Consider the following 15,169-nt stretch of genomic DNA (forward strand, 5'->3'; position numbering starts at 1 on the left):
AGGGGATTGGCTTAAGCCCACCAGGGGTCTTCTCCGGTACGGAAGTCAGTCTCCGTCCAGGGAGTCAGAGCAATTTTGCCATCTTCACTCACGTCAGCATGAACGAGCGCCAGCGACAGGGGCGCAGGTCCACGCACAACTTTGCCTTCGTTGTTGTATTGAGAGCCGTGGCAGGGGCACATGAACTTGTTTTCAGCCGCGTTCCAGGGAACGACGCAACCCAAGTGGGTGCAAACTGCGTTTAGCCCAAAACTTGCAATCTCGCTATCACTTTCAACAACCACATAGGTCGGATCGCCCTTCAAACCCTGGGTTAAGACGCGATCGCCCACCGCATGACTATTCAAGAAATCGCTGACAATCACATCGTTGCCGAGTGCGTCTTTGGCAGTTACTCCACCGCCACCTGCGCTGCTAGAAGGAGGAAGAAAATACTTCACGACTGGGTAGAGAGCGCCTAAGGCGGTGCCTGTGATCGTCCCAAACGTGAGCAAATTCATGAATTGACGACGACCCATATCGGGTACGTCCGGGTTTCCAGAGAGTTGAGCCATGAGTTGATCTGAAGTTATGCGTCAGGAATGAGCTTAAGTGAACGGTTCTATACGTGATCTAGGCGTGAAATTGTAACTTTTTAAGCCTGCTTTTTAAGCTAAAGCATTGCAGAGGATAGCATGATTGCGAATCAAATCGCCGCCCGTCAATGCAACACGTCCAGCAAGTCGATGACGAATTGCTATGAGTGGCGCAACAACGGCAGTTCACGTTTTTCTAAAAGTATTATTACATCTCTAGAATCAGTATCATAGCTTTAAGCAAAGGAGCCGTTTCTTTGTAAAGAAAGGTAAATAGATAGTCCTAAAAGCGTCGCTTTTGCAACGAATTGTGAAGCATTTAACCTGAAGGGAGCTATGACCGGACAAGACCTACACCAGCTATTGCTGAGCAAATGGGGACGCTCTTACGACATTCAACTGCGGCGGACGCAAGGCAAAATTTTTGTCCAGGTCATGTGGAAGTACCTGGAGCAAGCTTCTTTCCCAATGACGGAGCCCGACTACTTGGCGCACCTGAACACGGTGGCAGATTATCTAAATGCCTGGGGTAGCACTGAACAAGTGCAGGATTTTATTAAGCAAACCCGCGATCGCCCTCGCCTGGGAAAAGCGGTGAATATCCCAGTTGACTTGGGCGATCGCGCCTCCGAGTGGATTCTGGAAGAATTTTAAACGGGTTAATATCCTGTCGGTCAACGTCCAGTCAGCATCACCATTCCAGCACCGCCAAAATATAGCCCCAGCACCGCGCCAGCCAGCAAGCTCTGCGTAACTGGGTCGGTTGATGGAGTCAGCACTGCGCCAAGAACAACCGCTCCCAACAGCACATAGCGCCAGCCCGATAGCATCTGCTTGGACGAAACCACTCCAACCAAACCCAGCAGTAGCTGAATCACCGGAATTTGAAAGGCTAACCCCGTACTGAATAGCAACAGCAACACAAACTCAAAGTAGCGATCGATTGACCAAAGCTGTTCGACCACCCCTTCCCCATAATTGATGAAGAAATTCAGCGCGGCTGGAATCAGGGCTAGATAGGCAAATGCCAAACCTGCCACAAACAAAATTGTGGAGCCGAAGACGATCGGTCCAATAAACCGTCGCTCTCGTCGAGTTAACCCTGGTAGCACAAACTGGACAATCTGGTAAAGCACAAACGGACTGGCGACCAGCAAGCCGCTGTATCCGGCTACCTTGATCGAGACAAAGAAATATTCGCCTGGGGAAAGCTGCAAGAATTTAGCGCCTTGCGCAGGAACCTCCAGCAGTTGAACAATTTTGTTCACCACTGTAAAGCAGCCGATTACACCCAACACCACTGCAACCAGAGCATAAAAAATCCGCTGCCGCAGTTCTTCCAGATGGTCAAATAGCGACATCTCAACGTCGTCTGGAACTTCGTCGGAGAAATCGTCATCGTCCGAAGCAGCCATAGCTTTACGAGCTTGAGCCGTTTTAGCGGTAGAACCGTTCGTGTTCAACTCTTCTGAGGATGAAGTCTCTAGTTCTGAAGGGGCAGTCATAGATTAACGTAAGTCAGACCTTTGCTAATCATTGTATCTGCCTTACCGAGGAATCCATTCTTCTAGAAGACATCCTATTGACCAATCTGTCTGAATCTTCTGCGGCAAGAAGAGCTATAGAGGCGCAAAATTCCTTCGCCCTTTTACCCCAAGCGTGGGAAAGCTACATTTTTGCCGAACCAGGAAGTGTTCACCGCTTTATAAGGATTGCAACGAAGGAAATATAAAGCTGAGTATTTACATCGTATTTACATCGCTCTTAACGCAGTTCTAAGTAGCCAGCACTATATATTCAAAATTCTCGCTGCACAGATCAGGAACTAGGGCGACTAGAGTTTTACTTTTCTCTGAAGGTAAGCAATGTAAAAAGTAGGTGAAGCCACGTAGGTGCTTCTAAAAAGAAAGCTTTAAGATCCAAGCTTCTAGAGCGTTTAGCGGTTGTCCTTTTACTCTGTTTGAGGATAGCATTTCAGGTGGCATTCACGGCTCCTTCTCTCTTGCTCTATCTAAATGCAGTCTTGGATTCTGCAACAGAATGCTCAAATTTTCGTCAGAGTTATGTGAATTCGTTGAAGGTTTTTAGAATCACAAAGGCTAGCTATTAGACAGGATATGAGCATTAGAACCGTAGGCATGATTACTGGATACCAAAGCGTCACTCAGAGTGATTGGCTGTGGCAGCAGACTCCAAACCCCTTTGGAATTTGGGGCAATATCCAAATGCTCGCGAAAGAGCCGCAGCCTGATTTTTTGCTGATGTATCAGTTTGACTTTAAACGTAGAGTTTCTGCTAAACAATCCTGGTTATCTAGATTTCAAAATAAGCAGGTTGAAACGGTAAATGTTGAACCGGATCTTAGAGGTGTCCCAAAAGGAAGAGTCATTTATTTGATGCGAGAACCACCCTTAGAAGAGGTGGTCAAGAGCAACCAGAAAAATTACAAAGCAGCTCAAAACTATTGTGGGTATATTTCAGGACCAGATGATTTTGCTCCTGTGCCCGATTATATGCCAGCTATCTGGTACCACTCCAACTCCTTTCGTGACCTGAATGAAATGCCTCCTCCGGTCAAGGTCAGCTCTTGTAGTTGGATTACTTCAGGAATCAACCGCACTGCTAATCACCGAAAGCGCTTAGATTTCTTACAGAATTTGCGCTCCAATGAGATTGACTTTGATCTCTATGGGCGTAATTTGCCAGCGACAAGTAATAGCTCGGGGGAGCTAAAGAACAAATGGTACGGAATGGCACCCTACTATTACAACCTGGCGATCGAAAACTATGCTGATAACGATTGGTACGTCAGTGAAAAACTGTGGGACTCTCTTCTAGCCTGGTGTCTGCCAATTTACTATGGTGGGCCTGCGGCTGATCGGCTTTTACCAGAAGGAAGTTTTCTACGATTGCCGAGTTTGGACGAAAAAGGAATAGCTTATATCCAAGAAGTTACCTCTACTCCAGATGCTTGGTATGCCGCCAAACCAGCGATCGCAGAAGCTCGGCAGATCATTCTACACAAGCTGAATCTGCTGAACTGGCTATCTGAATTTGTCGAAAAATTTGACTAACTGCAATGAGTTGTTCTTGTTAATTCTCGTTCAAATTATTCTCGTTCAAAAGAAATTGAGAGCCTAACATCATGGACGGAATTTGTACTCTCGCTAATGATTATGTGTATGACCAGTTAGTCGCTTTGCTAAATAGCATTGAGGCAATTGCAGGTTCAGAGATGCCCGTCTGTGTTTACCCTTATGACGATAAAACTGAACGAATAGCGGCAGAGATTGCTCGTCGTCCTAATGTGCAGCTTTATGATGATCAAGATTCAATCCAGCATTGGGATCAGTACGTCTGCAAGATTTGGGATGCTCACCCTACGGCTCGCGATCGCTGGCAAAAAGCGGGTTATGAACCCTACCATCGTGTCGGTACTCATCGTCGCTTTTGTGCTTTTGACGGACCGTTTGACCGATTCTTGTACATGGATGCAGACACGTTGCTAATGAGTCCGGTCAAGCCAATTTTCGAGCAACTAAACAATGCTGATTGGGTTGTTTACGACTTCCAACACAAAGATCCAAGCCATGTCTACGATCTGTCCTCAAAGAAACTGAAGCAGATATTTCCACAAGAGCGTATCAAGTCTGAAATTTTTTGTTCTGGATTTTATGCTTCCAAAAGAAACGTTTTTAGTCCAGAAATGCAGAGCTGGCTACTCACAAAATTACGCGATGGAGAAGCAGAAGTTCTCTATGATATGGCTCCTGACCAAACCATTCTTAACTATATGGTGATGCGTTCAGGCATTTCAAGCTACAACTTTTCACTCCGTTTACCTGCTGAAGCTAGAACAGGTTGCTGTGTAACCTCACAAAATTTTAGTGAGCAAGATCATCTCCTTTATGATCGGGAAAATCGATTAACCTATATTCACTACATTGGGCTTAAATCCAAACATTTTGCTCGATTGTGTCAGGGTGAAAATGTTAATTTTCCTTATCAAGATCTTTTTCTTCACTATCGTTTTCTGCACGAGCCAGAGAAAAAACCAGTGTTGGTTGATGTCCCCAGACCTCAAAAGTCTTCTCCCAACTTAAAGCAACGAGTTTTACGCAAGCTTGGACTATCTTACTGAGGATTGCCTAATGAGTCGCGGCATATATATCACGGCTAATGACCGAGTGACCGAACAGGCGATCGCCCTGCTCAACAGCATTCGATTTTACGATCCTGAAACGCCCGTTGTACTGATTCCTTATGACGATCAGTATCATGCTGTTGCTAATACTTTAAATCAGTTTTATGGGGTACAAGTCTATGAAGATCTAGAGTTCATAGATCGGCTGTCCAAGAAACTTCATCAGTGTTTTGGCGAGAAGTTTTTTGCTCGTCCCAATCAGTTTCGTAAACAGGCTTGCTGGTTTGGACCCTTTGATGAATTTGTCTATATCGATACTGATGTCGTTGTCTTTGAAAAGATTATTGACAACACCAACTATCTAGCTGAGTACGACTTCATTTGCTCTGATTATCAGCACGCTGGTGGCATTACTAATGTCTTTACGTCTAGGGTAATCGAGGATCAGATTTTCACTGAAGATGAGCTGACAGGCATTTTTAATGGTGGATTTTGGGGATCAAAGAAAAATCTAATTTCTGAGGAAGATTTGTATAAAACTTTCGCAGAGTGTGCGGCTCATCCCGAATACTTTGATTTTTCTCAAAAAACGTCAGATCAGCCAATCATCAACTACATGATTCTGAAGCGCTTGCCTCGGCGCTTTAATATCGTTCGCAAACCTGGTAAAGGTCCAGGCAATTGGGCAGGAAGCCATCACTTTGTCCGTCAGGGAGATATTTTAGTTGATCCAAATTTGAACCAGCCGTTGCAATATTTGCATTGGGCGGGCATTCGAATGGAGCCAGGCTGCCCCTACTGGGATATTTGGGAACATTACCGCCACTTGGATGGGCCTGAACCAGCCCAACCGTTTGTCAGGAAGCCTGAGGACCCGCTCTGGCGGAAGGTTGTCAATCAAGTTAAGCGTGCTCTTTAGTGCATCTACCCGATTGTTTCAAGGTTTGTGCTTTTGTCGTACTTGTAAATCGCAAAAATTATGACAACTAGTATTGTGACAGGTGTTGCAGGATTTATCGGTTCTCACCTTACAGAAGCCCTGCTAAATCGGGGGGAGAAGGTGATAGGAATTGACCAATTTAACGATTATTACGACCCAGCCTTGAAGCGGAAGAATGTCCACTCTTTCGCAGCTAATCCTAACTTCCAGTTGATTGAGGACGACATTCAGTTAATCGATTGGTCAACACTGCTGACAGATGTTGAGTTTGTCTATCACCAAGCGGCTCAGGCTGGCGTGAGAGCGAGTTGGGGAGGTGGATTTCGCGCTTACACCGAACGCAACATTAACGCAACGCAAATTCTTCTGGAAGCCGCCAAAGAAGCCAAGCATTTGAAGCGATTAGTATTTGCTTCTACCTCTTCGGTCTATGGTAATGCTGAAACCCTCCCTACCGCAGAAACGATTTGTCCCCAGCCTGTCTCGCCCTATGGAATTACTAAGCTAGCGGCTGAGCGGTTGTGCTGGCTCTATCATCAAAATTTTGATTTGCCTGTAACGGCTCTGCGCTACTTTACGGTTTATGGTCCTCGGCAGCGTCCAGATATGGCATTTCACAAATTTTTTAAAGCCGTGCTGGAAGATCAGTCGATTCCAATTTACGGTGACGGGCAGCAAACGCGAGATTTTACCTTTGTCAGCGATGCTGTCGCTGCCAACCTTGCTGCAGCGACAGTTCCAGAGGCGATCGGAGAGGTGTTTAATATCGGAGGTGGTAGCCGAGTTGTGCTGACCGAGGTGATTGATACGATGGAGGCGATCGCCGGTCAACCGATTCGCCGTAACCACATCGGTTTAGCGATGGGAGATGCCCGCCATACAGCCGCTGACGTTTCCAAAGCAAAGAGAATCCTGGGCTACCAGCCCCAGATTTCCTTGAAGGAAGGTCTGACTCAAGAATGGCAGTGGATTAAATCGCTGTACGCCTAGAATCAAGCTTGCTGTTTTCGAAGCAACCATGTTAGGTAGCGTGACCGAGAACCTTTCAACAAAAAAGCGCACCTCTGAATAGAGGCGCGCTTTTTCATTCCAGAAGAATTAGCCCAGCAAAGACTTAGCTTGAGCCACTACGTTTTCAACAGTGTAGCCAAACTTCTCAAGACAAACTTCTCCAGGAGCCGATGCACCAAAGCGATCGATGCTAATCGAGCTACCCTCACTACCCAGATAGCGGCACCAGCCAAAGCTGGAACCTGCTTCTACTGCCAATCGCTTCGTTACAGCCTTGGGCAGGACAGACTCGCGATAAGCTTCATCTTGAGCATCAAACAGTTCCCAACAAGGCATGGAAACAACTCGCACTTTCTTACCTTCGCCACGAAGCTGCTCTGCTGCATCAACACACAGGTGCAGTTCGCCGCCCGTACCGATCAAGATCAGGTCAGGCGTACCGTCACTGTCTGAGAGGATGTAAGCCCCTTTAGCAGTGTTTTCTATTGAACTACCCGCCAAGTTAGGTAGATTTTGACGAGATAAAGCAATGAGGGTAGGCGTTTCACGGCTTTCTACCGCAACTTTGTAAGCACCAGAGGTTTCGTTGCCGTCCGCAGGACGCATCACGTTTAGGTTAGGAATCACCCGCAGAGCCGCAACGTGTTCGACGGGTTGATGAGTTGGCCCATCCTCGCCCAGCGCAACGGAGTCGTGGGTCATGACGTAAATCACGCCAGCACGCGACAGAGCCGAAAGTCGGATTGCTGCGCGCATATAGTCGGTGAAGACCAGGAAGGTTGCACAGTAAGGAATTAAGCCTGAATTGTGCAGCGCGATGCCGTTGCAGATTGCGCCCATGCCATGCTCACGGACCCCAAAGCGCAAGTTGCGATTTGCATATTGTCCTGCCTGGAAGTCGCCGGATGACTTCAACAATGTTTTGTTAGAAGGAGCCAGGTCAGCAGAACCGCCAATTAGCTCAGGTAAAGCGCCTGCGATCGCATTTAAGGTTTTACCCGACTGGTTACGGGTCGCATCCGCTTTGTCATCGGGAGTGTAGGTGGGTAAGCTCTTTGCCCAATCTTCGGGTAGCTTGCCACTAAGCATCCGCTCTAGTTCAGCCGCTTCTTCTGGATACTCGGACTTGTAGTGGGTGAAGAGTTGATTCCACTCGGCTTCCAGATCTGCACCTCGCTGTACCGCTTTGCGGAAATGATTCAAGGCATCTTCTGGAATCACGAAAGGTTCGTATTCCCAGCCCAAATTTTCACGGGTGGCCTGCACTTCTGCGCTGCCTAATGCAGAACCGTGAACATCGTGGCTGTTGGCTTTGTTGGGTGAACCGTAGCCAATGGTGGTCGTAACTTTGATGAAGGAAGGCTTATCTGTAACCGCTTTTGCCGCTTCGATCGCCGTTTTCACTGCATCTAAATCGGTGTTTCCACCCTCGACGTGCTGCACATGCCAACCGTATGCTTCAAACCGCTTGGCTACATCTTCTGTAAACGAGAGGTTTGTGGAACCGTCAATAGAGATATGGTTGTCGTCGTAGAGCGCAATCAGTTTACCTAAGCCAAGGTGCCCTGCCAGGGAGCAAGCTTCGCCGGAAACTCCTTCCATGTTGCAGCCATCACCTAAGATCGCGTAGGTGTAGTGGTCAACGATGGTGGCATCGGGCTTGTTGAAACGGGCAGCTAAGTGAGCTTCTGCCATTGCCAAACCGACTGCGTTAGAGATTCCCTGACCAAGTGGACCAGTGGTCACTTCTACCCCAGGAGTCATGAAGTTTTCGGGGTGCCCTGGCGTGCGAGATTCCCACTGGCGGAATTGCTGAATGTCGTCAATGGTGACACTGTCATAACCCGTCAAATAGAGCAAGGCATACTGCAACATGCAGCCATGACCAGCAGACAAGACAAAGCGATCGCGGTTAAACCAATATGGATTTTTAGGATTGAACCGCAGGAATTGATCCCACAGCACAAAGGCCATTGGCGCTGCGCCCATAGGTAGCCCTGGATGACCAGATTTAGCTTTTTCTACAGCGTCAATTGCCAAAAAGCGAATTGAATTAATGCAAAGTTCTTGGAGGGATTGAGTTGCGACAGCCATGATCTCTTTTACTCAACGACGGGTTATCACTTGGATCAGAATGAGCTAAAACTGGGTACTCTGGATCGCCTTAAAGCTGTATGTCCATCATCCCACTAGCCGGATCGACGGGCAAGAATCTCTCAAAATAGAAGCAATGTACAGGGGAAGGCAAATACGAAGCAATATAAACAGTTATGAGCAATAAGCAATTCTACTTACTGCTCATAATCTCAAGTCTATAGCTTACTGGGCAATTGATCTAGGGATTTTTCGAAGCCCTAACTCCAAAGCTTGCAGCTTTTTGCTACTGTCTGAATTTCTTAAATGCTAGCGTTACATTGTGTCCACCGAACCCAAAAGAGTTAGAAAGAGCAACTTCTACTGCCTGTGCCCGACTGTGGTTTGGCACATAGTCCAAATCGCACTTAGGATCAGGGTTTTCCAGGTTGATAGTGGGAGGAAGTTGGTCATTGGCAACTGCCAGAACGGCCGCAACAGACTCAATTCCACCGGAGCCACCCAGTAGGTGTCCGGTCATGGATTTGGTTGAGCTAACAGCAATTTTGTATGCGTGTTCGCCCAGCACAGTTTTAATCGCAGACGTTTCATTCGGATCGTTGACAGGTGTACTGGTGCCGTGAGCATTGATGTAGCTCACCTGGTCAGGAGTCAAGCCTGCATCTTTCAAACAGAGGGAAATTGCTCTGGCGGCTCCTTCTCCTTCTGGGGCAATGTTGGTCATGTGGTAAGCATCGCAAGTCATACCATAGCCAACAATCTCGGCGTAGATGCGGGCATTGCGGCTAAGCGCGTGTTCGAGTTCTTCAATCAGAAGGATGCCTGAACCTTCACCCATGACAAAGCCATCGCGATCGCGATCAAAGGGACGGCAAGCGTGAGCCGGATCATCATTTCGGGTCGAGAGGGCCCTAGCTGCAGCAAACCCTGCTAACGACAGGGGCGTAACCGCCGCCTCAGTGCCGCCGCAGATCATAGCCTGAGCATAGCCTCGCTGCACTAAACGAAAGGCATCACCGACAGCATTAGAGCCAGAAGCACAGGCTGTCACTGGGCAGGAGTTTGGCCCTTTTGCACCTACATGAATAGCAGTCAGCCCAGCTGCCATGTTCGCGATCATCATCGGGATCATGAACGGGCTACAGCGGTCAGGTCCGCGAGTCAGGTAGACCTCCTGCTGGTCTTCCAAGACTTTTAGACCGCCAATTCCAGTGCCGATAATGACGCCAACCTGCTCGGCATTGAGATCGTTGATTGCAAATTTGGCATCGGCGATCGCCTGCTTGCTGGCAGCCAGACCAAACTGGGAAAACCGATCCATCCGCTTTGCATCTTTACGATCCATGTAGTCATGCGGATCGAAGCCCCTAACTTCTCCTGCAATTCGGCAATCATGCCGCGAGGGGTCAAACAGGGTAATCGGACCGATGCCGTTGCGTCCGCTTAGCAACCCCTCCCAGTACTCGGCTAGGGTGTTGCCAATTGGCGTAACTGCACCTAAACCCGTTACGACAACACGCTTAAACTCAGAATCAGAACTACTCATGACACCAGCTTCAAGGGTTCAAGTACCCAGGCACAAAATGACGAATAAAGATTGGAAGTAGGGGGCTTGGAGCGTTCACCCTGCTACTTAATAAACACAGATCTATGCCGCAGCCTTGCTGTTGATGTAGTCTACCGCAGCCTGAACCGTCGCAATTCCTTCTGCGGCTTCATCAGGAATTTCAATATCAAACTCTTCTTCCAGCGCCATTACCAACTCAACGGTGTCTAAAGAATCGGCACCCAGGTCATTTGCAAAGCTAGCTTCTGGCTTGACTTCGGTTTCTTCAACACCAAGCTGCTCAGACACGATCTTCTTAACTTTCTGAAAGATTTCTTCTTGACTCATAACAATTTCCTACTTGTTCCTAGTTAAGTATGGCGAACACACACAGATTGTTGACCCAAATCCTCTGGTGCTGCAAGCAAACTTTTACTCACTCCAAGCCAGCCTACAGGGTCATTACTTAGCAGCAAACAGTTTCTAGTAGAAGCGGGTACGAAACTATCGTGACCTGATCTACAGATTCACCAGATTTTTGAGCATCTCTTCATCTTATCTGAAAGCGTCACCGGGTTAGCGGCATGCAACAGATGATTGTTGGCGATCGCTCTCTACCCCCTTACTTCTATCTCAAGGCAAGCAGTTTATGTCGCTTCTATGGACAGGTCTGAAACCTGCCTAAACCTGCCCATCGCTTTTAAGAAAAGCTTTGATACAAAGTCAGCCCCCCAGTGCCAGGTAAATAAGCGATGATAAATTTAGGGCGACACTCAAATCCATCGAGTGTGTCAATTTAACCCCTGTCCGTTATCCATGACGCTTAAATACGCTTACTTTCCGGGTTGCGTGGCTCAAGGTGCCTGCCGCGAACTATACCTTTCAACTGCGGCGCTGACTCAAGCTTTAGGAATTGAGTTGGTGGAGCTGAAAAAGGCCGCCTGCTGCGGTTCTGGCACCTTCAAAGAAGATTCTCAGCTTTTAGAAGATACGGTCAATGCCCGCAACATTGCTTTGGCAGAAGAATTAGACCTACCGCTCTTGACTCATTGCAGCACCTGTCAGGGCGTAATTGGGCGGGTCGATGAACGGCTCAAAGCGGCCCAGCAGCATGATCCTGGTTACATCCATCAAGTCAATGGACTGCTTGAGCATGAGGGATGTTCTCCTTACAAAGGCAGCACAGAAGTCAGACATTTACTCTGGGCATTGGTCGGTGACTATGGACTAGAGGCGCTTCAGCAGCGAGTCACCCGTAAACTATCGGGTCTGAAGTGTGCTGCCTTTTACGGCTGCTATTTATTGAGAACGCAGAAGCACTTACCCTACGACGATCCCTATAGCCCGGAGTCAATGGAGAATGTATTTCGGGCTGTTGGGGCAACGCCAATCTACTATCGAGGGCGGACTCAATGCTGTGGTTGGCCGCTCTCTAGCTACGCTACTACTCAAGCTTTTGAAATGGCGGGAGGGCATATTCAAGAGGCGATCGCTGCGGGTGCTGACTGTATCGTGACACCCTGTCCCCTCTGCCATCTCAATCTAGACTCTCGCCAACCCGAAGTTGAGCAAGTCATTGGCAAGAAGTTAGGTTTACCCATTTTGCATCTACCGCAGCTCGTTGCGCTTGCTTTGGGAATCAGCCCTAAGCAGCTTGGGTTAGATCGTCATATCGTCTCGACTCAACCCGTTCTACAAAAGATCGAGAAGGCAGGAGTTACTTAGGTAAAGCGTGGCTAGCTGTGTATTAATTCAATCGTACTAGCTACTCCTCTAGTGCCCATTTCAAAATTTGTCTGTCTGTAACTTGTAAAGAGCGGTAGGGAGTTAGTTTCAATTCAATATTTCTTGATCTAGCCTAACCAACAAGTTTTAATGCCGATTTAAGCAAAATTTGCGACAAATCGAACTTTACAACGAGGGCAGCATTGCTAGGTCAGCATGGGAACCTGCTGCAACTTCAATTTTACTTGGTTTGAAGTTCCTGATTTGAGAAGCATTAAGTCCCCTTTTTCTGCAGAGCTCTACAAAAAAGGGGGACTCAATCTCTTTTTAGGGAAATTTTGTCCTAGTGCAAGCTCAGATCAAATTGGTATAAGCTAGTAAAAATTATTACTAGTCAGCTATGGTTCCTCAGTCAACCAACCCAGAGATTAGCCAAAAATCTTTGAGGCAGTGGCAGCATGTAATGGCTCCTTATGGTTTAGGCTACCGCATCAAGCTGCTCTCCCAACTGATGGCACGAAAATTTCAAGAGCGCCTAGATCCATTCGGGCTGACTCCATTCCACTGGGTAGTATTGTGTTGCTTATGGGAGGAGAATGGTCTAGCGACCTCTAGCATTGGTGAAAAATTGCAGCAGGTTGGTGGAACTCTGACAGGCGTTCTAGACCGCATGGAAGAACGAGGTCTGGTACGACGAGAGCGCGATCGCCAAGACCGTCGAATCTGGCGAATCTGGCTAACTGAAGCCGGAGATCAACTCAAGCAAGAGCTACTGCCGATCGCCCAAGACATTCGAGAAGAAACTCTAGAAGGAATGTCTGAAACAGAGCGCCAAGTGCTATCAGGGCTAGTTGATCAGGCGATCGCGAATTTATCAAAGACTCACTAGAGTACCGTTGATGATTGCGCGGTTGACAGCTTCGGTGTCATTAAAATCAACCCAAAAATCAGCCTTTTCCAGCTAGGTGAGCAAGCTGCTTCATGTTGACTAGATGAAGCGCATCGCGATGCGGATCAGTCGCAATCCACCCCTTACTTTCCAGCTTTTCCATGATTTTGGTTGCTTCTTCAACGCTGACATCTGTTACCTCCGCCAAATCTTTAAGCGGAACGTTGAAGATCTCGGTGCCCTGCTCAGAAGGATGACCATAGTCTTCGCCGAATGCAACCAACGTATTGGCCAGCTTGATAGCGGGTGGCTGATGCCGTAGCTGAAACCGAAGATTGTTTTGCCGCAGCCGCTTCACCATCAGTTGCAGCATTCGATGATGGAGCTGCGAATCTTTGAAAAGAGTTTGAATAAACCGTTGAGCGGAAATACTCAGCAACTTGACTTGAGAAAGCGCCACAACATCGGTTGAGCGAGGCGACTCGTCTAAAATTGCCATTTCGCCAAAAAAATCGCCCTGACCCAAGATTGCCAGCGTTACGACCTCTTCACCTGCATGACGACGAACCTTAACCCAGCCCGACTCAACAAAATAAACTGCATTTCCCCAGGCATCTTCCATGAGAACGGCTCTGTCTGCTGGGTAGTCGTGCTCAACAGCAATAGACAGCAGCCATTCTAAAGTTTCTGGGCTAGCGGCGTTAAAGAGCGGGAAAAGCTCACTAAAAGCTTCGGTCTGCATGAAAGGCGCTTAGGTAAAACTGACCGGACATTGATTATCTGACTATGCTACCCAAAAACATCTAAAAACTTCTAGCTCTTGAGGATCATAGATACCCGTAAGCTGTCAACTAGATGTTACAGATTGCCTGCACCACTAGAATATCACGGGGTTGATGTGTCGCCACCTTTACGGTTGGCTCAGCAAGACGGCTTTTTGTAGCCGCGATCGCAGCGCTTCTACATAAGAAGCCCAACCCACGACGATTGATTGTCCATGCGTCAGTGTTTCTGGCTCGATTGCATCAGGAGTGAAATGCAGTGGATTACCTGCCAAGTCGCAGCAAACTAAGCCTGCAGCTCTTGCTAGAGCAATCGGTCCAACCGTATCCCAAAGCTTGACTCGCCCACTTAGATAGACATAAAGTCCTGCTCTGCCACAAACAACTTCCATCACTTTCAGTCCAAAGCTGCCAATGGAGGTAAACTGGGCTTCTGGAATCAGGTGAGTCATCGCTTCCCCATAGCGTCGGCGATCGGTGCTGCCAATCAGTACCGGACAAAACGTTTGAGAAGGAGGAGTTGGCTCCTTAAGAATTAAAGGGTTTTGAGTGATTTGATCAATTGAAGTAACTGCATCTGAAGTAACTGCATCAGTCGGAGTACGCCCCGTACTCTGAAACAGCCCCAAACCCAATCCACCCCAATACATTTGGTCTAAAGCGGGAGCGTAAATCCAACCGGCTGTAGGTTGGTTTGCTTCTAAAAGTCCTACCATAACGGCATAGTGAGGCTTGCCGTGAATGAAGTCGCTGGTTCCGTCAATTGGATCAATAAACCAAAACCGAGAATATTCTGACCGAAAGGATTGTCTCGAGTGAGCGTTTTCCTCTGTGATGATGCCATCTTGGGGAAATAAGTTGGCAATTCCTTTAGAAAGCTGCTGGTCTAGCAGGCGATCGACGTTGGTTACGTAGTCGTGGCGGCTTTTCTCAAATACCTGCAGGGGTTGAGTCGCCATTTGTTTTGCTTGCTGTCCACAACCTTGCACCAAGTGGTGAATTTTGAGAAGTCGCTCAGCATCCATCGTTATAGTCACGGTTGATCCAGTCTGGTGAACAGGTAAACATCATCTTGCTGGTAGCTAAGCTGAAACAATTCTAAACTTTTGAGCTGGCTTAGCAGGTTAGCAGAAAATTCTCGATTTTCTCGCTTGCGCCTACCTCCAGGGTGGCGCAAGTTTAGCAAGATGGACTTGAACTCTGTCAGATCCGCTGTAATGGTAGGGGTGTTAATTCGTTCAATTAAGACACGGTGGGTAAGGTGAGGGGCGATCGCCGCTGTCCTCCAGTTGGCTGCACCTGCGCGATCGCTGTCCGCATAGATCCAGTAGGACAACGCCAACGGGTACAAAACCCAGGCTGCATGATCGCCCAGGATATGAAACCCGATTAGTGTACAAATCAGCGGCTCACCCTGGCTGATCAGGTAAATCCCCTGGTCAAGATGCCCAGGTCAAAGGCGT

The 15,169-nt window shown here is 47.9% G+C and carries 15 protein-coding genes; 7 read left to right on the forward strand and 8 right to left on the reverse strand.

Annotation, left to right across the window (positions count from 1 at the left end; all coding sequences use genetic code 11):
• Positions 1 to 11: 11 nt before the first annotated feature.
• Entirely contained in the window at positions 12 to 554 is a 543-nt protein-coding gene (gene petC / locus H6F88_RS29625; protein ID WP_190646414.1) for a cytochrome b6-f complex iron-sulfur subunit, read from the reverse strand.
• A gap of 357 nt (positions 555 to 911) precedes the next feature.
• On the opposite strand from petC, the gene H6F88_RS29630 reads away from it, so the two are divergent.
• Complete coding sequence (locus tag H6F88_RS29630; RefSeq protein ID WP_190646415.1) at positions 912 to 1,229, forward strand: DUF3067 family protein; 318 nt, start codon at positions 912 to 914, stop codon at positions 1,227 to 1,229.
• 20 nt (positions 1,230 to 1,249) lie between these two features.
• On the opposite strand, the gene tatC is transcribed toward H6F88_RS29630, so the two are convergent.
• Entirely contained in the window at positions 1,250 to 2,080 is an 831-nt protein-coding gene (gene tatC, locus H6F88_RS29635; protein WP_190646416.1) for a twin-arginine translocase subunit TatC, read from the reverse strand.
• A gap of 612 nt (positions 2,081 to 2,692) precedes the next feature.
• Here tatC and H6F88_RS29640 point away from each other — a divergent pair.
• From H6F88_RS29640 to H6F88_RS29655, 4 genes are all read left to right on the forward strand, one after another.
• A complete protein-coding gene (locus H6F88_RS29640) occupies positions 2,693 to 3,649 on the forward strand; it encodes a glycosyltransferase family 10 (RefSeq protein ID WP_190646417.1) in 957 nt (318 codons plus the stop codon).
• A gap of 71 nt (positions 3,650 to 3,720) precedes the next feature.
• Entirely contained in the window at positions 3,721 to 4,716 is a 996-nt protein-coding gene (locus H6F88_RS29645; protein ID WP_190646418.1) for an Npun_R2821/Npun_R2822 family protein, read from the forward strand.
• Between the two features lie 10 nt (positions 4,717 to 4,726).
• A complete protein-coding gene (locus tag H6F88_RS29650) occupies positions 4,727 to 5,638 on the forward strand; it encodes an Npun_R2821/Npun_R2822 family protein (protein ID WP_190646419.1) in 912 nt (303 codons plus the stop codon).
• 60 nt (positions 5,639 to 5,698) lie between these two features.
• On the forward strand, positions 5,699 to 6,649 hold the full coding sequence (locus H6F88_RS29655) for an NAD-dependent epimerase/dehydratase family protein (RefSeq protein WP_190646420.1): 951 nt from the start codon (positions 5,699 to 5,701) through the stop codon (positions 6,647 to 6,649).
• A 108-nt stretch (positions 6,650 to 6,757) separates the two neighbouring features.
• Here the strand turns inward: H6F88_RS29655 and tkt are convergent, their stop codons facing one another.
• The 3 genes from tkt to acpP form a co-directional block, all read right to left on the reverse strand.
• Positions 6,758 to 8,764 carry a transketolase gene (gene tkt, locus H6F88_RS29660; protein WP_190646421.1) on the reverse strand — a complete coding sequence of 669 codons (2,007 nt, stop codon included), beginning with the start codon at positions 8,762 to 8,764 and terminating at the stop codon, positions 6,758 to 6,760.
• A gap of 286 nt (positions 8,765 to 9,050) precedes the next feature.
• Positions 9,051 to 10,310 carry a beta-ketoacyl-ACP synthase II gene (gene fabF, locus H6F88_RS29665; RefSeq protein WP_190646422.1) on the reverse strand — a complete coding sequence of 420 codons (1,260 nt, stop codon included), beginning with the start codon at positions 10,308 to 10,310 and terminating at the stop codon, positions 9,051 to 9,053.
• Positions 10,311 to 10,412: 102 nt separating this feature from the next.
• Positions 10,413 to 10,658, reverse strand: a complete 246-nt coding sequence (acpP, locus tag H6F88_RS29670; RefSeq protein ID WP_190646423.1) for an acyl carrier protein — start codon at positions 10,656 to 10,658, stop codon at positions 10,413 to 10,415.
• 468 nt (positions 10,659 to 11,126) lie between these two features.
• Between acpP and H6F88_RS29675 the strand changes: the two genes are divergently transcribed.
• Entirely contained in the window at positions 11,127 to 12,035 is a 909-nt protein-coding gene (locus H6F88_RS29675) for a CoB--CoM heterodisulfide reductase iron-sulfur subunit B family protein (RefSeq protein ID WP_190646424.1), read from the forward strand.
• Positions 12,036 to 12,435: 400 nt separating this feature from the next.
• Entirely contained in the window at positions 12,436 to 12,924 is a 489-nt protein-coding gene (locus tag H6F88_RS29680) for a MarR family transcriptional regulator (protein WP_190646425.1), read from the forward strand.
• A 58-nt stretch (positions 12,925 to 12,982) separates the two neighbouring features.
• Here H6F88_RS29680 and H6F88_RS29685 read toward each other — a convergent pair whose 3' ends face one another.
• From H6F88_RS29685 to H6F88_RS29695, 3 genes are all read right to left on the reverse strand, one after another.
• On the reverse strand, positions 12,983 to 13,666 hold the full coding sequence (locus H6F88_RS29685) for a Crp/Fnr family transcriptional regulator (protein WP_190646426.1): 684 nt from the start codon (positions 13,664 to 13,666) through the stop codon (positions 12,983 to 12,985).
• Positions 13,667 to 13,834: 168 nt separating this feature from the next.
• The gene (locus H6F88_RS29690; protein WP_347277762.1) at positions 13,835 to 14,743 is read right to left on the reverse strand and encodes an inositol monophosphatase family protein; all 909 of its coding nucleotides are present in this window, start codon (positions 14,741 to 14,743) and stop codon (positions 13,835 to 13,837) included.
• The gene (locus tag H6F88_RS29695) at positions 14,740 to 15,042 is read right to left on the reverse strand and encodes a hypothetical protein (protein WP_242050768.1); all 303 of its coding nucleotides are present in this window, start codon (positions 15,040 to 15,042) and stop codon (positions 14,740 to 14,742) included. The genes H6F88_RS29690 and H6F88_RS29695 overlap by 4 nt, the downstream gene beginning before the upstream one ends.
• Positions 15,043 to 15,169: the final 127 nt, after the last annotated feature.

Origin of the sequence: Oculatella sp. FACHB-28 (assembly GCF_014696015.1) — a bacterium.
Lineage (GTDB): Bacteria > Cyanobacteriota > Cyanobacteriia > Elainellales > Elainellaceae > JAAUTN01.